General features: G+C 67.7%; 14 protein-coding genes. 8 read left to right on the forward strand and 6 right to left on the reverse strand.

All coding sequences use genetic code 11. The features are described 5' to 3' along the window. Nucleotides 1-221 precede the first annotated feature (221 nt). Nucleotides 222-1,259 (forward strand): LuxR C-terminal-related transcriptional regulator, encoded by a 1,038-nt coding sequence (locus tag C1703_RS21420; RefSeq protein WP_114254403.1) that lies wholly within the window; start codon nt 222-224, stop codon nt 1,257-1,259. Here the strand turns inward: C1703_RS21420 and C1703_RS21425 are convergent. Then, complete coding sequence (locus tag C1703_RS21425; RefSeq protein WP_114254404.1) at nt 1,222-2,211, reverse strand: helix-turn-helix transcriptional regulator; 990 nt, start codon at nt 2,209-2,211, stop codon at nt 1,222-1,224. The two genes, C1703_RS21420 and C1703_RS21425, sit on opposite strands and share 38 nt — an antisense overlap. Nucleotides 2,212-2,228: 17 nt before the next feature. Continuing rightward, nucleotides 2,229-3,170, reverse strand: coding sequence for a helix-turn-helix transcriptional regulator (locus tag C1703_RS21430; protein ID WP_232840553.1), 942 nt, complete (start codon nt 3,168-3,170; stop codon nt 2,229-2,231). 369 nt (nt 3,171-3,539) lie between these two features. Between C1703_RS21430 and C1703_RS21440 the strand changes: the two genes are divergently transcribed. Then, on the forward strand, nt 3,540-3,875 hold the full coding sequence (locus tag C1703_RS21440; protein ID WP_037765134.1) for a hypothetical protein: 336 nt from the start codon (nt 3,540-3,542) through the stop codon (nt 3,873-3,875). 177 nt (nt 3,876-4,052) lie between these two features. Here the strand turns inward: C1703_RS21440 and C1703_RS21445 are convergent, their stop codons facing one another. Continuing rightward, complete coding sequence (locus C1703_RS21445) at nt 4,053-4,469, reverse strand: TIGR03618 family F420-dependent PPOX class oxidoreductase (protein ID WP_114254407.1); 417 nt, start codon at nt 4,467-4,469, stop codon at nt 4,053-4,055. Nucleotides 4,470-4,572: 103 nt separating this feature from the next. Between C1703_RS21445 and clpB the strand changes: the two genes are divergently transcribed. From clpB to C1703_RS21465, 4 genes are all read left to right on the forward strand, one after another. Beyond that, complete coding sequence (gene clpB / locus C1703_RS21450) at nt 4,573-7,170, forward strand: ATP-dependent chaperone ClpB (protein WP_114254408.1); 2,598 nt, start codon at nt 4,573-4,575, stop codon at nt 7,168-7,170. A gap of 349 nt (nt 7,171-7,519) precedes the next feature. After that, nucleotides 7,520-8,047: a YbjN domain-containing protein gene (locus tag C1703_RS21455; protein ID WP_114254409.1), complete on the forward strand. Its 528-nt coding sequence runs from the start codon at nt 7,520-7,522 to the stop codon at nt 8,045-8,047. A gap of 154 nt (nt 8,048-8,201) precedes the next feature. Then, nucleotides 8,202-9,356 carry an NlpC/P60 family protein gene (locus C1703_RS21460; protein ID WP_232840554.1) on the forward strand — a complete coding sequence of 385 codons (1,155 nt, stop codon included), beginning with the start codon at nt 8,202-8,204 and terminating at the stop codon, nt 9,354-9,356. A gap of 195 nt (nt 9,357-9,551) precedes the next feature. Then, nucleotides 9,552-9,719, forward strand: coding sequence for a DUF397 domain-containing protein (locus C1703_RS21465; RefSeq protein ID WP_232840771.1), 168 nt, complete (start codon nt 9,552-9,554; stop codon nt 9,717-9,719). 19 nt (nt 9,720-9,738) lie between these two features. Here C1703_RS21465 and C1703_RS21470 read toward each other — a convergent pair whose 3' ends face one another. After that, on the reverse strand, nt 9,739-10,932 hold the full coding sequence (locus C1703_RS21470; RefSeq protein ID WP_114254411.1) for a pyridoxal phosphate-dependent aminotransferase: 1,194 nt from the start codon (nt 10,930-10,932) through the stop codon (nt 9,739-9,741). A 273-nt stretch (nt 10,933-11,205) separates the two neighbouring features. On the opposite strand from C1703_RS21470, the gene C1703_RS21475 reads away from it, so the two are divergent. Further along, on the forward strand, nt 11,206-12,123 hold the full coding sequence (locus tag C1703_RS21475; protein WP_157993149.1) for a NaeI family type II restriction endonuclease: 918 nt from the start codon (nt 11,206-11,208) through the stop codon (nt 12,121-12,123). 187 nt (nt 12,124-12,310) lie between these two features. Continuing rightward, nucleotides 12,311-13,396, forward strand: coding sequence for a DNA cytosine methyltransferase (locus C1703_RS21480; protein WP_114254413.1), 1,086 nt, complete (start codon nt 12,311-12,313; stop codon nt 13,394-13,396). Between the two features lie 60 nt (nt 13,397-13,456). On the opposite strand, the gene C1703_RS21485 is transcribed toward C1703_RS21480, so the two are convergent. After that, nucleotides 13,457-14,758 carry a restriction endonuclease gene (locus C1703_RS21485; RefSeq protein ID WP_232840555.1) on the reverse strand — a complete coding sequence of 434 codons (1,302 nt, stop codon included), beginning with the start codon at nt 14,756-14,758 and terminating at the stop codon, nt 13,457-13,459. Between the two features lie 396 nt (nt 14,759-15,154). Further along, nucleotides 15,155-16,336, reverse strand: a complete 1,182-nt coding sequence (locus tag C1703_RS21490; protein WP_157993150.1) for an SLATT domain-containing protein — start codon at nt 16,334-16,336, stop codon at nt 15,155-15,157. Nucleotides 16,337-16,732 lie beyond the last annotated feature (396 nt).

Raw genomic sequence — 16,732 nt, forward strand, 5'->3', positions numbered from 1 at the left:
GGAGCAGGCGGGCCGGTCCCGGCCCGTGATCACAGAAGGTCGCACACCGACCGCGCACACGCCATCCCATGCTGTGGCAACAGGCCAGTCGGGAGCGAGCGGATTCAGGGATCGAACGGCGCAAAAAGGAACTCGGGCGCGGGGGAGCCGTGTTGCGGAGCAGGTCCGGGCCGCGCATAGTTGCGCTGCGAAGGACGGCGAAACCGGGGGTGGGATGGGCGATGGCCGGGCACGGGGCGGAGGAGCATCCACACGGTGCTGACCGACTGTGCGAGGCCGGGGATCGCGTGTATTCCCGGGCCGTACGGCGGGGCCGCGTGCCGCGCCGGGACGCCGGGCCGGTGCCCTGCCTGCTGGAACTCGCCCTGCTCCACCCGGACCCGGACGACATGGACTGGCTGGTGCCGACCCCGCCGCAGGAGGTCATGACCCGGCTGCTGCGCGGGATGTACGACGAGGTCAGCGCGAGCCAGCGGCGGGTGGGTTCGGCGGTGGCGGCCTTCGAGCGGTACGCCGGGCTGGGCCGCCAGATGCAGCCCGCCGCGTCGGCCGCGGACGGTCCGGCGATCCGGGTCCTGGACGGACTCGCCCGGATCCAGGCGGCGATGGACGAGGCGACCCAGGCGTGCACGACCGAGGTGCTCACGGTGCAGCCGGGCGGCATCCGCCGCGAGGCGGAGCTGTCCGAGGGGCTGCACCGGGCGCTGGCGCTGCGCGGCCGGGGCGTGCGGATGCGGGACCTGTACACGCATGTCGCCCGGCACGGGCAGGGGTTGCTGACCTACCTGGAGCTGATGGGCGACGCGGTGGAGGCGCGCACGCTGGACGAGGTCATCGACCGGCTGATCCTCTTCGACCGGACGGTGGCGTTCATCCCCGCCAACACCGACCGCACGATGGCGCTGGAGCTGCGGCACCCGGCGATCGTCGAGTACCTGGTCACGGTGTTCGAACGGCTGTGGCGGCTGGCGATCCCGCTGACGGCCCCGCTCCCCGACACGGGCATCGAGGGCATCTCCCACCGGGAGCAGTCGATCGCGGCCCTGCTCGCGGAGGGGCACCAGGACGCGGTGATCGCCGAGCGGCTGGGGATCAGTGTGCGGACCTGCCGGGCGCACATCGCGCGGCTGTCGGAGACGCTGGGGGCGGCGAGCCGTACGCAACTGGGCGTGCGCATCGCCCAGGTGGGACTCGACGGGCCGCCCCAGGTGGCCGCGCCCCTCAGTGTTCCTCGTCGAGCATCCCGGACTGCCCGATGAGATAGCCGAGCTGGGCCCGGCTCTGACTGCCCAGCGTCGCCGCCAGTTTGGCGATGTGGACCCGGGCGGTGCGGATGTTCATGCCGAGCCGGTCGGCGATGACGGCGTCGGTGTGGCCCTCGACGAGGAGGGTGGCTATGGCGCGCTGGCGGGGGGTGATGCCGTCGCGGGAGGGCTGGGGGGCGGCTTCGGGGAAGACCGGGGTGGCCAGGCGCCAGAGGCGGTCGAACGTGGTGGCCAGGTAGTGGACGATGGCCGGATGGCGGATCTCCAGCGCGAGGTCTCCGCTGCCGTCGGCGGGGATGAAGGCGACGCTCCGGTCGACGACGATGAGCCGGTCGGTGATCTCGTCCAGTGCGCGCGCCTCGACGTCCCCCTTCAGCCGGTCGTGGTAGGCGACGGTCGTGGGGGAGTGGCGCAGCGTGTGCTGGTAGAGGGTCCGGATGCGGCCGCCCCGGTCCAGCAGCGTCTGGTCGCGGCGGAGGGCCAGAGCATAGGCCGCCGCGACCCGTTCCGGGGGCAGGCCGGCGCGGGGCTGGATGGTGAGCAGTTCGCGTGACGCGTCCGTCAGGGCCTCGGTGAGTGTCCTGTTGATCGTCTCCTTCCCGCTGAGGAGCCTGAGCGTCGGGGTGGTGTCCGCAGCCGTGCGGTGCCCTTCGACAGCCATGAGGGCCCCGAAGGTCTCGGCCAGCCGTTCCTCGCGCCGCCGTTCGCGGGCGATGCGTTCCCCGGAGGCCCGCAGCAGCCGGTGCAGGGCGACGGCCGGCGCCACGGGCTCCAGCCGGTGCGGATCGTCGACGGCGGGCTGCAGCAGGCCGAACTCCGTCAGACAGGGGGTGGCGTGGGCCTCGCCGGTGTCCACGCGGCCCTCACGCAGGGCACGCTCGTACAGCTCCGTGCCGGCGCGGCACAGTTCTTCCGGGGCGTGCGGGGGGTGTGGCGCCGAAGTCACCCGGGACGTCCTCCTGTTCAGTGGTCCTGCTGCAGGATCCCGGACTGCGCGATGAGATAGCCGAGCTGGGCCCGGCTGCCGCTGCCCAGGGCCGACGCCAGCTTGGCTATGTGGGCCCGGCAGGTGCGGACGTTCATGCCGAGGCGGCGGGCGATGGCCTCGTCCACGTGGCCCTCCACCAGGAGCTTGGCGATGGAGTGCTGGATCTCGGTGATGCCGTCGGGCGCCGCCTCGTAGGGCGCCCCGGTGCTCATGGGCACGGCACGGTCCCAGAGGTACTCGAAGACCTTGATGAGGTAGCGCACGAGCCCGGGGTGGCGCAGTTCCAGAGCGACTTGCTGGTCGTCGCGGGCGGGGATGAAGGCGACCGTCTCGTCGCAGATGATCAGGCGCTCGACCAGTTCGTCGATGGTGCGGTACTCCACCTTCCCTTCGGAGAGCCGGGCGACGTAGGCCAGTTTCTCGGGGTTGTACCGGGCGGTGTGCTGGTACAGACTCCGGACCTTGACCCCGCGGTCGATCAGGGGCTTGTCCCGTTCGAGGCTTCGCAGCAGGCTCCGTTCGGAGACACGGTCACTGGGCTGCACCGTCAGCAGCTCCGCCTGGCACTGGGCGGTGGCCAGGTTGAGCGCGGCGTTGATGCGTTCGCCGCCCTCGAGCACGGTGATGGAGTCGCTGGACGCCGTGTGGGTACCCATGGCCATGAACGGCTGGAAGGTCTCCGCGAGATTGATCGCCACGCGTCTGCGCTCGGCGATCTCGTTCTCCAGCGGGCCCAGCTGCCGGGAGAGGGCGATGACCGGCGGCACGGGGCGCAGCCAGTCGGGATCGTCCGGGTCGGGGTGGAGGAGGTCGAACTCCACCAGGCAAGGGGCGGACTCCACTTCCGCGCGTGCGATGCGTCCGGTACGCAGGGCGGAGGCGTACAGACGGCCGCCTTCCTCGCACCACTCGGTCATCGCATGGGGATGTGTCTCCCTTGTCGGATTCGTTGCCAAATCTCCACCCCCCAGGGTCCTGAACATGCAGGAACATGATGCATCGATTGTGTGGCCATGACGTGCCCGAATGAGCCATCGTCGTACTCGACGGGGGAAAAGGGGACCTTCAAGTGAGGACGAAGCCGACTATGCGTAACAAAATGCTTCGCTCGGTGCTTGTCGCCGCCTTCTCCGCCGTTGTAGCCCTCGGTGTTCTCAGCGGCTTCTCCGATGAGGAGAGCGGAACCCGGGCGAACACGCAGTGGCCGGCGGTGGCTGTGAACGTCGATGCGGCTCCGGCCAACACCCAGTGGCCGAACCCCCGGGTCGATGGAGCGGGGAGCTGACGTGACCACTCCACCCGACGACCGTTCCTTCCGTCGCGAGATGGCCACGGCCTACCGCTCCGGCTGGCACTTCATCGACCTGGTCACCGCCATCCCCCACAGCGGTGACTCGCTGATGGTGACCGTGTTCGGAGAGCCGGTCGTCGTCACGCGCGACGAGGACGGAGACGTACGGGCGTACCGGTGTCTGCGGCGGCCTCGGGGGGCGCCGCAGCCAGTGCGATGTGCCGTACGGTACGGAATGATCTTTGTGAACCTGGACCAAAGGGACCACCAGCAGGTGGAGGCCGACTCCCCTGCCCCGAGGACCATCTCTGCCACCCCCCGCAGTGCCTGACGCGATTCCCCCGTCGTAACAGATCGCTCAGGTGCTTCCCCCCGCAGCGGCGTCACCGTGACCTGAACACGGTGACGCCGCTGCAGTTTGTGGGGACATTTCGGGGTATCCGCCTGATCCACCGGTGGCCGGAACCAATCGATCACCGGTGTGGATGTTCACTTCGCTCAACTTCGCTCAACCGCGCCCCAGCGCGCGCGTCAGCTCTATCTCGATGACCACGCGCGAGGGATTCGGCGACGGGGTCCGCCCGTAGCGCTCCGCGTAGCGGCGCTCCGCCTCGGCCACCCGCTCCGGTTCGGTGCGCACGAACGCCCGGCCCTCCAGCGTCGCCCAGCGCCGGCCCTCCAGCTGGCAGACGGCGACCGCCGCCCCCTCGTCCCCGGCGGCCCGGACGTGCCGCACCTTCGCGCTCGTCTCGTTCGTGATCACCCGAGCGAGCCGGGCCGCGGGATCGTAGGTCACCCCGACGGGCACCACGTGCGGGGTGCCGTCCGGGCGGGGAGTCGTCAGGGTGCACAGGTGCCGTTCCCGCCAGAAGTCGAGATACGACGGGTCCGGGGCACCCGGATCGACGGAGTACTTGGTCGCCATGGCCCGGAACCTAACTCCCGCGTCCTCCCCGGGATGTCCTTGAGTGGAGTAGACTCAACTTTATGTACGTCGTTCGGGTCAGTGCAAGGAGGAGAACGCGAACGTGGACGCCGAGCTGACCAACCGGAGCCGGGACGCGATCAACGCGGCCAGCAACCGCGCCGTGACCGAGGGGCACCCCGACCTCACCCCCGCCCACCTGCTCCTCGCGCTGCTCCAGGGGCAGGACAACGAGAACATCACCGACCTGCTCGCCGCGGTCGACGCCGACCAGGCCGCCGTGCGCTCCGGCGCCGAGCGCGTGCTCGCCGGGCTGCCCAGCGTGACCGGGTCGACCGTGGCGCCGCCCCAGCCCAACCGCGAGATGCTCGCCGTCGTCGCCGACGCGCAGGCCCGCGCCAAGGAGCTGGGCGACGAGTACCTCTCCACGGAGCACCTGCTCATCGGCATCGCCGCGAAGGGCGGCGCGGCCGGCGAGGTGCTGTCCCAGCAGGGCGCCGACGCCAAGAAGCTCCAGGCCGCCTTCCAGAAGACCCGGGGCCAGCGCCGGGTGACGACGGCCGACCCCGAGGGGCAGTACAAGGCCCTGGAGAAGTTCGGGACCGACTTCACCGCCGCCGCGCGCGAAGGCAGGCTCGACCCGGTCATCGGCCGGGACCAGGAGATCCGCCGCGTGGTGCAGGTGCTGTCGCGGCGCACCAAGAACAACCCCGTGCTGATCGGTGAGCCGGGCGTCGGCAAGACCGCCGTCGTCGAAGGGCTCGCCCAGCGGATCGTCAAGGGCGACGTGCCCGAGTCCCTCAAGGACAAGCGGCTCGTCGCGCTCGACCTGGGCGCGATGGTCGCGGGCGCCAAGTACCGCGGCGAGTTCGAGGAGCGGCTGAAGACCGTCCTGGCCGAGATCAAGGACTCCGACGGGCAGATCATCACCTTCATCGACGAGCTGCACACCGTCGTCGGAGCCGGGGCCGGCGGCGACTCCGCCATGGACGCGGGCAACATGCTCAAGCCCATGCTGGCCCGCGGCGAGCTGCGCATGGTCGGTGCCACGACGCTCGACGAGTACCGCGAGCGCATCGAGAAGGACCCGGCGCTGGAGCGCCGCTTCCAGCAGGTGCTGGTCGCCGAGCCGACCGTCGAGGACTCCATCGCGATCCTGCGCGGACTCAAGGGCCGGTACGAGGCCCACCACAAGGTCCAGATCGCCGACAGCGCCCTGGTGGCCGCCGCCTCGCTCTCCGACCGCTACATCACCTCCCGCTTCCTGCCCGACAAGGCCATCGACCTCGTCGACGAGGCCGCCTCCCGCCTCCGCATGGAGATCGACTCCTCGCCCGTCGAGATCGACGAACTCCAGCGCGCCGTCGACCGGCTGAAGATGGAGGAGCTGGCGATCGGCAAGGAGACCGACGCGGCCTCCCGCGAGCGGCTGGAGAAGCTGCGCCGCGACCTCGCCGACAAGGAGGAGGAGCTGCGCGGCCTCACCGCCCGCTGGGAGAAGGAGAAGCAGTCCCTCAACCGCGTCGGTGAGCTGAAGGAACGCCTCGACGAACTGCGCGGCCAGGCCGAACGCGCCCAGCGCGACGGCGACTTCGACACCGCCTCCAAGCTGCTCTACGGCGAGATCCCCGCCCTGGAGAAGGAGCTGGAGGCCGCCTCCGAGGCGGAAGAAGAGGTCGCCAAGGACACCATGGTCAAGGAGGAGGTCGGCGCCGACGACATCGCCGACGTGGTCGCCTCCTGGACCGGCATCCCCGCCGGGCGCCTGATGGAGGGCGAGACGCAGAAGCTGCTGCGCATGGAGGACGAGATCGGCAAGCGGCTCATCGGCCAGACCGAGGCGGTGCGCGCGGTGTCGGACGCCGTACGCCGTTCCCGCGCCGGCATCGCCGACCCCGACCGCCCCACCGGCTCCTTCCTCTTCCTCGGCCCGACCGGCGTCGGCAAGACCGAACTGGCCAAGGCGCTCGCCGACTTCCTCTTCGACGACGAGCGGGCGATGGTCCGCATCGACATGTCGGAGTACAGCGAGAAGCACAGCGTGGCCCGGCTGGTCGGCGCCCCGCCCGGTTACGTCGGCTACGAGGAGGGCGGCCAGCTCACGGAGGCCGTGCGCCGGCGGCCGTACTCGGTCGTGTTGCTGGACGAGGTCGAGAAGGCCCATCCCGAGGTCTTCGACATCCTGCTCCAGGTGCTGGACGACGGCCGGCTGACGGACGGCCAGGGCCGCACGGTCGACTTCCGCAACACGATCCTCGTCCTGACGTCGAACCTGGGCAGCCAGTTCCTCGTCGACCCGCTCACCAGCGAGGAGGAGAAGAAGGAACAGGTCCTGGAGGTCGTCCGGAGCTCCTTCAAGCCGGAGTTCCTCAACCGCCTGGACGACCTCGTCGTCTTCGCCGCGCTGACCAAGCCCGAGCTGGAGCGCATCGCCAAGCTCCAGATCGACCGCCTGGCCAAGCGGCTCGCCGAGCGGCGCCTCGCCCTCGACATCACGCCGGAGGCCCTGGCCTGGCTCGCCGAGGAGGGCATGGACCCGGCCTACGGGGCCCGGCCGCTGCGGCGCCTCGTCCAGACGGCCATCGGCGACCGCCTCGCCAAGGAGATCCTCTCCGGGCAGATCAAGGACGGCGACACGGTCCGGGTGGACCGCTTCGAGGACGGGCTCCTGGTGGGTCCCGCCACGGGCAAGACGCTGTAGTCGGCCCGGGCCCCGGGGGTCACATCGTGAACGCCGAGCAGCGCACCCGCGCCGTCTCGGCGTTCTCCTACTCGACCCGCGTTCCTGGCTTCGGGGCGTCCGAGCAGGTCGTACGCGGCACCGCCGAACACGCGGTGTCGATGCCCCGCTGCAGGGCGCACTCGCGCAGAGCAGGGGACCGTGGCGGCTGCGCCCTTGGGGGAACCCGGTTGCCAGGACACTGTCCGGCAGTCGGAGGTTGCGGTTGACCGGATCGTGTCAGCCGAGGGCTGACAGGGCCTGTCGGGGCTTGCCACCCCCCTCCCCGCATGGGGGAGGATGGCGGAATCCGTACGAAGGGAAATTCACGGTGACCATCGACCCGTCCTCGATTCCGAACTTCGGGGGCCAGCCCGAGCCGCAGCCGCAAGGACCGGCGGGCCCCGTCGTCCCGGATCAGGACCTCGTGAAGCAGCTCCTCGACCAGATGGAGCTCAAGTACGTCGTCGACGACGAGGGAGACCTCGCGGCGCCGTGGGAGCAGTTCCGCACCTACTTCATGTTCCGGGGTGAGGGAGACCAGCAGGTCTTCTCCGTGCGGACGTTCTACGACCGGCCCCACGAGATCGAGGCCAAGCCGCAGATCCTGGAGTCCATCGACGACTGGAACCGCCGCACCCTGTGGCCCAAGGTCTACAGCCACACCCACGACGACGGCACGGTCCGCCTGATCGGCGAGGCCCAGATGCTGATCGGCATGGGCGTGAGCCTGGAGCACTTCGTCTCCTCGACGGTCAGCTGGGTGCGCGCCGCGATCGAGTTCGACAAGTGGCTCATCGAACAGCTCGGTCTCGAAGAGGAGATCAACGAGGCGGAGAAGCCCGAGGACGACGAGTAGGGCCCCGGGCGGGCCCCCCACGGCGCGTCGGCGCGTACGAGCAGGTACGTGCTGTACGCGCCGTTTGCCTTTTTGTTCACAGCGACTCGATCTTCACTTAAGGTTCACAAGTTTGCTAAGTTGCTCATCATGTGCACGAAGAAGGTCGACTCCGTTGGCGCATGAGAGCGAGGGGCCGAGCCCCGACGAGGTCCGGCGGTACATCAACAGCCTCTACGACCGGGCCGAGAGCGACACGGGCCGCTTCAACCCGACCCGCGCCGCCTCGATCCCGCGTCAGCGCAGTGCGGCTCCCCGCGGCCGGTCCCAGGAGGACTCGGAGCCCGCGGTCGAGACCTTCGCCCGGAAGTGGTTCGGTGCCGCCCGTGCGAAGCTGGGCCCGACCGTGCCGGCGACGCTGCCGGAGCGGAGGTCGCCGGTCCGTTCCGGCCGCGCACCCGAGCCGGCACGACCCGCGCGCCCCGTGGAACGTCCCGCGGAACCCCTCGCCCTCGAAGCGCCCAAGGCACCTGCCGGTGCCGCGCGGGAGCTGACCGGCGGAACAGCTCCGGCGCCGACCACCGGAATCCTCCCGGAGATCCCCGCCCAGCGGGTCGCACCGGCTCTGCCCGGCGGGTCCCGCCCGGACGAGAGCGCCCCGCGTGAAGGGGCACCACCGCTCGTCGGCGCCGAGGCGGCGGCGTGGCCCCTGCCCGAACCCGAACCCGCACCGGCCCTCGCCCAGGCGGATCTTCAGGCATACGGCACCGCTCTGCCGGACGTCCCTGCGCCCGCGCCTGCGCCTGCCCTGGCGACTCCTGCCCCGGTGGCTCCTGCCCTGGCGGCTCCTGCCCCGGTAGTGCCCCCCGAGCCGGCCGCCGCACCCGCCCCCTCCACCACTGCCTTCTCCACCACTGCCTTCACGCCTGCCGCCAGCGGTGGATCATGGCTGTCGCCGGACACCGGCCACCGCACCAGGGCCGAGCGGGTGGTCGCCTTCGCCCGGGCGCAGATCGGCCGGCCCTGCGTATGGGGCGCGGTCGGCCCGGGATCGTACGACGCCCCCGGTCTCACGCAGGCCGCGTGGAAGGCGGCCGGCGTCACGCTCCCCCGGACCACCCAGGCCCAGTGGGAAGCGGGGCCGCGGGTCCCGCTCGCCGACGTCCAGGTCGGAGACCTGGTGTTCTTCCACGACGACCTCGGTCACGTCGGCATCTGGAGCGGCGACGGCATGATGATCCACGCCCCGGGCCCCGGAGCGCTCATCCGTGAGGAGTCGGTGTTCTTCGCCGGCCAGACGGCGATCAAGGGAGCGGTCCGCCCGGCCTGACGCGTGGGCGAGTCGCCCCCTCGCTGACGGCCGCGCCTTCAAGCCCCGAGGAGGCGTTTTTCGGACTGGTCCCGGAGGTTCATGGAGTGCGGGACCATGCGCGAGCGGTACTGAGCGTCGGTCGAACACTGGCTGGCAGCGAGCAGTTGGAGGAGCGGACCTGGACGAGGCAGTGCTCAGGCGTCCCGTCGCGAACTGAACGGCGCCGCCTGGCGCAACAGCAGCCACAGCCATCAGGCCGGCGGCAACTGCGTGGAGGTGGCCGCCGGGTTCCGCCCCGCCGTCCCGGTCCGTGACAGCAAGGCCCCGCAGGGCCCGGCGCCCCTTCGAAGCCGCCTCCTGGGCGCGTTCATGGCGAGTTGAAGGCCGAACGCCACCGCCCCTAGAACGCCGCCCCGAGTCGCTTCGCGGCCTCCTGGAGGACTTCCGTGCGCTTGCAGAAGGCGAAGCGGACGAACGGGGCGCCCTCCTCGCGGTGGTCGTAGAAGACCGCGTTGGGGATGGCGACGACGCCGGCGCGTTCCGGCAGGGCGCGGCAGAAGGCGATGCCGTCCGTTTCGCCGAGGGGGCGGATGTCCGTGGTGATGAAGTACGTGCCCGAGGGGCGGAAGACCCGGAAGCCCGCCTCCTCCAGGCCCGCCGACAGCAGGTTCCGCTTGGCCAGCATGTCGTCGCGGAAGTCCGTGAAGTACGCGTCGGGGAGTGACAGTGCCTCGGCGACCGCGTACTGGAACGGACCCGCCGAGACGTACGTCAGGTACTGCTTCGCCGAGCGGACCGCCGTGACCAGCTCCGGGGACGCCGTCACCCAGCCGACCTTCCAGCCGGTGAACGAGTACGTCTTGCCCGCCGAGCCGATCGTCACCGTGCGCTCCCGCATCCCGGGGAACGTCGCCAGCGGCACGTGCTCGGCGTCGTCGAAGACCAGGTGCTCGTACACCTCGTCCGTCACCACGAGCAGGTCGCGCTCCACCGCCAGCTCGGCGATCGCGGTCAGCTCCTCGCGGGTGAGGACCGTGCCGGTCGGGTTGTGCGGGGTGTTGATCAGCAGCAGGCGGGTGCGGTCGGTGACCGCGTCGCGCAGCTCGTCGAGGTCGAGGCGGAAGCGGCCCTCGCCCTCGTCCGCCCGCAGGGTCACCGGCACCCGGCGTCCGCCCGCCATCGCGATGCACGCCGCGTACGAGTCGTAGTACGGCTCGAAGGCGATCACCTCGTCGCCGGGCTCCAGCAGGGCCAGCAGCGCGGCGGCGATCGCCTCCGTGGCCCCGGCGGTGACCAGGACCTCCGTGTCGGGGTCGAAGGACAGGCCGTAGCGGCGCTGCTGGTGGGCGGCGACCGCGGTGCGCAGCTCGGGGACGCCGGGGCCCGGCGGGTACTGGTTGCCGAGGCCGTCCCGCAGCGCCCGCACGGCCGCCTCCCTGACCTCCTCGGGGCCGTCGGTGTCGGGGAAGCCCTGCCCGAGGTTGATGGCGCCGGTGCTCAGCGCCAGGGCCGACATCTCGGCGAAGATCGTCGTCCCGAACTCGGCGAGCCGGCGGTTGAGGAGAGGGCGCGCACTGGAGGTCATGCCGGCCATCCTGCGCCGAAGCTCTGGAGTTCCTCAACTCACCTTCGGGGAGGAGTACCTGCGCCGGTAGCCACGGCGCCGTCCGCAGGGGGAGTGCTGTCGTCGGTTGTCGTCATCTGTCGTCGTTGGCCGCCCTCGGACGGCCCACAGACGGCCCGGCGTGCCGGGAAAGTGGGTGGGGCTGTGCAGAGGTCTGTGGCACCGGCTCGGAAGCAGTGATTGTCAGACCCTCTGGTTACGCTGCCATCGACATCGAACCTAGATCGTGGGTGGGGGTCATCCGTGGGCAGACTGAGGCTGCAACCGTTGGGCGAAGTGTGCCTGGGCGAGGCGTGCCGGTCGCCAGACGGTATCTTGCGTGGTCCTGAGGATGACGCCGAACTTCAGTTGGTTCTCGGCAAGCTCAGAGAGCAGGATCTCGCTGGCGGTTTCACGACAGCCATTCGGGCTTCGATTGACTATGTCCTCGATGGCGCACGTACTGGCCGCTTCAACCTCCTCTCAACGGATGTGCACCCGGGGGAGCGCGCATCGGTAGGGGCGAAGTTGGAGTATGAAGCGCAGCGTGTTTTCAAATGGGTGAAAGCCAAACCGCTCGATATTGCGATCGCCGGTGTGCCAGTTGATTTGAAGAGCACGGTGGGTGACAACTGGGCAATCCCGACGGAAGCTCACTGTCATCTGTGCATCTGCACTCAGATGCGGCTGAAGGACAACGTCCACAAAAGCTGGCTGATTCGAACCCACACATCGTGGCTTTATCGAGGTAAAGGAAACAAAGACGGAAAGCGCGGCATCGCCGTTGACGCACGTCACCAATGGGGGGTCCCTCTCTATGACTGGACGCCACTTCCTGTCAATCCCCTAACGCTCCTCACTGGAAATCAAAAGGATCAAGTTTTCGATCCTGGGCGAGGGCAGGAGGTGAGGCTTCTCAGACTGTTCAAGTACCTCCCGATGACTGTTATAGAGAGAAGTGTTGTGCTCACTGTGTGCGCAAACAGGCAGGATCCTATGCGTAGGGCTCGTGCCATTAAGGAAGAGGCGGCGAAGCAAGGGATCTTGCTACTTTGCGGAAAGTGGCTTTCTGACCGGGCTGTTGCAAAGAACCATGGCTACGACTTGGGCCCGGGGGACTGGGTGGCTATACCGAACGGCTCGGACCAAGTGGAGCCGCCCGGGGAGGGCGTCTTGTTTTAGCGGACCTGGTGACCGGCCAGCCACCAGGCAGCATTACCAAGCTTGCTGATGCGCAGTAGCGGGCAGCGACCGGTGTTGCCCGTGACTTGCCAACAGCCCCTTGAGGTACTCTCGTCGATCGCTGTCGAACGATCGCTTGCGGGTATGTCACGGCAGATCAATCCCCGTAACGAGTCCTGGAGATCAAGTGCAACCAACCCAGATCGTTGACCTCTTCGCAGGCCCCGGCGGACTGGACGTCGCAGCGGAGAAGCTCGGCGTCGCGACTGTGGGTGTCGAGTGGGACAGTGCGGCCTGTACGACACGGCGTGCGGCCGGCCTGGCGACGATCGAGGGCGACGTCCGGCAGTACGGGCCAGCGGACTTCCCGGATGCAGATGTCCTTGCGGGCGGGCCACCATGCCAGACATTCACCGTAGCGGGCGGTGGCGCCGGGCGTCGAGCGCTTGATGATGTGCTCGCATTCATCAAGCGAATCGTCGCTCGCGAGCCTCGTGATCAAATTGATCGTGATCTGGCCAAGATGGAGGACGAGCGAACCGGGCTCGTCCTGGAGCCGCTGCGATGGGCTCTGGAAGCAATTGATCGGAGCGCTCCGTATAAGGCAATTGTGCTTGAGCAGGTACCGGCTGTGCTCCCGGTTTGGAAGGCTTACGAAGAGGTTTTGCGGAGTGAGGGATACGCCACGGATAGCGGCATTCTACGCACCGAGGAATATGGCGTACCGCAGACACGGAAAAGGGCTGTGCTAATTGCCCGAAAAGACGTCGAAAAAGTTGCCCTTCCTGAGCCGACGCATCGGGCATACCGTAAGGGTGTTGAGCGTGAGAGCGGAGATAGTCGACTGAAGCCGTGGGTGACTATGGGGGAGGCGGTAAGGCGGCCACAGCCTTTCCTCGTTATCTCCAACTATGGCACGGGAGGAGATCCCAAAGCGCGAGGGCGACGGGGTTCTTGGGAACCGTCAGCAACCGTGACCGGCAAGATCTCCCGCAACCGTCTAGTCTCCCAAAGTGGTGACGAGCTTAAGCGGTTCACCTCCTCAGAGGCAGGAAGGTTGCAGACATTTCCCCGAGACTATCCTTGGTCCGGGAAAGATGTAGGTCAGCAAATTGGTAATGCTGTTCCGCCGCGCCTCGCTATGCATGTTTTGAGTGCTGCCTTTGGGTGGGACCCGCCGTCGGACGAAGTGCTTGAGAAACTTGAACTGTGGAAGAGTGCGGAAGCTGATCAAGTGGATCAGCCGGTGATGGCAGCCGCCGCTCAGGGATAGCGGACTAGCCTGTCCGCAGTTCGTCCCCGGCAGACACCATCGGGCTACGGGATACCGGGGCTACTCAAGCAGGATCTCTTCCGGGCGCCGGCTCGTGACCGAGGTCTCCCGCTGGGTCAGGACGTGCTCGATGCAGGCTTCGAGGTCTCCCCCGTGATCATCCCGCGCCATGCTTCTGAGCTCCCGAGCCAGGTCTGACCCGTTGATCAGGACAATCGGGTACTGGTCCTCGACCATTTCAGTCTGTGCTGGCACGGAGTACGCCCCAGTCGTGACGTACACGCCGATCCAGCCGCGGCGGAGCCGTGCCACGACGCGAGCGATCTGCTCGGCGGTGACCAGGCTGTCGAGTTTCACGCACTTCGCCTGCCCGAGGACCACGAGACTTGTGCCAGCCAGTCCGCTGCCGATGTCGAGCCGGCCTACGAAGTCCGCCCCTCCATCACCGGATCGACGAGTCAGCCAGCCCTCGACGTAGCTGTTCCCGGCTCCACGCAGCACACGCGCTGCGACCGCGGAGGCAACGGCCTCAAAGTCGTGCTTACGCCCGTCGAAGTGCTTGTAGATCAGCTCGAGGTCCTTGGCTTCGATGCTTCCCGGTTTAGGGCGCTGCTCGGGCACCTTGGTCACCTTGGCCCGGGCGACTCGTCGGCGCAGCCTGGGCAGGGCTGAGTTCCCGTGCTTGACCCATTCCCGCCAAGCCCGCGGGGCGAGTTCGAGCGTCTCAGTGTCGGGCACGGTCTTGTCTCTGCGGGAGTCGATCCAGGCCCAGGCGACCTTGTCATCCTCGGCCGTGAGGTCGATAAGGGCGATGTCGTAGACGTAGTTCGTGAACGTCGTGTGATCGCTGCCGCCCCACTGCACTAGACGCTCAGCCCGCTCGATAACGCCCAGTCCGCAGAACTCAACGTGCCCCTTCACCTTTCCGTTGCGCGAGACCGCGCGGAACAGCAGCAGTGGGACGGCAGTTGCCCGCTCCTCGGGCGTGTGCCCCTGGTGGCCGGTGAAGGCATCTAGCAGGGCCGCATTCCCGTTCGTCTTGCCGGGCGCGGCAGTGGTCGTGGCCTTGTGGTCACCGAAGTAGCGGACGTGCCCGTTGTCCATGTCGAACACGTCATGCCAAGGCGTCTGCTCGGTGCCTGCCTTCCAAGGGCTCGAGCGGATGAGAATCACCGGCCGGCGCTCCCCATCGGGGGTTCGGACCTTCGCCATGCCGTTGATCCCGGCCTCCAGCAAGGCTCGGGCGCGCTCCGGCGAGTGAGTTACGTGGTGGAAGTTGGCGTATCCCTCAAGTACCGCAGGCTTCGGATCCTTGCCGGTCGCGTAACGAAACACCTGGCCAACACGCAACTGACCACCCACGTGAACCCCCATGACAGAACTGGTCTGACGATCTTCCTCGACAGTAGTAGCCAGCACTGACAAGCCCCCCGGCCTTGCACCACCGGAATGCGCGAGCTGCCTGCACTAGGGACATGGGCTTCGTCGGTCGCGGGAAGCACTGTACGAAGTGACCGCTTCGTCCCGAAGCAATTTGGGGTGCCCACTGTCCTTGGGCCGCTGTGCTTGTCACCCGTATGGATGGTCTGCTGACGTCCACGATTGTTCGCGGGTGTGCGCCGGCGTTGTCACGCAGTTGGACACTCACTAGGGATGCAGGTGCGTGTTCACCTAACCCTGCCAGCGCCTTCCAGGTCCGCCTCGCACGAGGTGCCGCGTCGTTCGGGTTGGCCGTACTGACGGCCGCCCTGCTGCCGGTCAAATGACGTCGGCCTGCCCCTGATGCGGCTGTTCCAACTGTTGTTCCCGCTTGCGCTGCTCCATCCGAAGCGTCTCCACGTTCTCCGCGAAGCGCTCCAGGTTCACCGCAGCGTCCGCATCGGCGTACGGAGCAATCCCTAGATCGAAGGCCGTGGCGTGCTGCTCTACCTGGTCCGCGGTCTGCTGAAGGTTGTACGCCCGCTCACGGAATTTGAAATAGCCCGTAACCGCGGTAGCGAATGCCAGGAACGACCCCAGCATGATCAGGATCGTCTTACCCGGCTGCGGGGTCTCCCAGAAAGCCGTAGTCGCCGTGGTCCCCACCGACGCGAAGAACACCCCCCACTGAAACCAGTTGTGAATACGCCGGTAGAACCGTGTATCCCGCCGTAGACGGTCTATGACCCGCGGTATGTGCTCCCGGTAGCCGTTCCGCCGTTCCGTCGTCGGGCGTGTCTTTGAGGCGTTGAGGATCCACCGGTCATGGATGATCTCCAAATCTCTGCGGAGCAGGAACACCGATCTGACACCGTGTTTCTCGTCCTTCACCCGCAGGAAGTAGCCGACCAGGAACACCACCACCAGGACAAGCGTCACCGCGATGGTCACGATGTTGAACGTGCGCAGGTCCGGCACGTCTTCCGGCCACAGGTTTCCCCATCCGATCACTGCCAGCACCAGCGGCATCACCACAAGCGGCACCAGCCGGAGCCACCGCGACAGAAGAGCCCTGCGGATACGGCGTTCCGCCGTCGCGACGTCCCGCCGGTAGGTTATAACGCTGTTCGTGTACTCGTACTGTTCAGCGGGCTCTAGGCTCCATCCGTACTCTTGTTTTGGGTCTTTGAGGGTTTCGATGACCTCTTCAACGAGGTTGCCCCAGGTGGAATCCGATTCCACGGTGAACACATGTTCAAGTCGTACGTACCGTTTGTATCGATCAGGTGTCCCATACTTATGGTGGAAGATGTATGCGCCGTCACCGGCATATCTGACCTGTCGGGCTATTTCGACAAATAAGGTCCACTTGAGTTCTTCCTTATCTGTCTTCCAGGCGGCGGAGAGGATCGCGGCTACGCCCTCCCAGGTCAACGCGAATTCCTCGGGGAGGGGGGTGTGTATGTCGGCCTCGGACAGCCGCTGATCTTCGTATGCGAGGTGATGCAGGACATCGCCCACCCACGGTTCATAACTGTGGGCGGTCTCGGGTACAGGTTCGCGCGGCACGTCGGTAAGGCCGGACATCGCGGAGTGGCTCCCGGTCAAGGATGCGGTGTGTGGTCGACGGCACGCTACCGCCGCTCTGCTCGGCGAAACACGGTTCTGCCGGATCAAGAGGCCCCGGTGGGAACACGCTGCTTCCCGGATTGCAGGCTGACGGGCCGTCGATCTTCAAGCTGAGGTCGGCGGAACGACTTTGGGCGAGAGCTGCCATGGGGCGAGTGATCATGGCCCCGTAAGCTTCCGGCGCGTCGGGCAGTCTGTGGACCTGCCCGTTAAAGCACGACGTTGGGACCATGATCTTCGAGGCTCGCCCCATGGTGGCTGCCTAAGTCGTGGAGCCGACCGCCCCAG

This window comes from Streptomyces sp. Go-475, from assembly GCF_003330845.1.
Classification (GTDB): Bacteria; Actinomycetota; Actinomycetes; order Streptomycetales; family Streptomycetaceae; genus Streptomyces.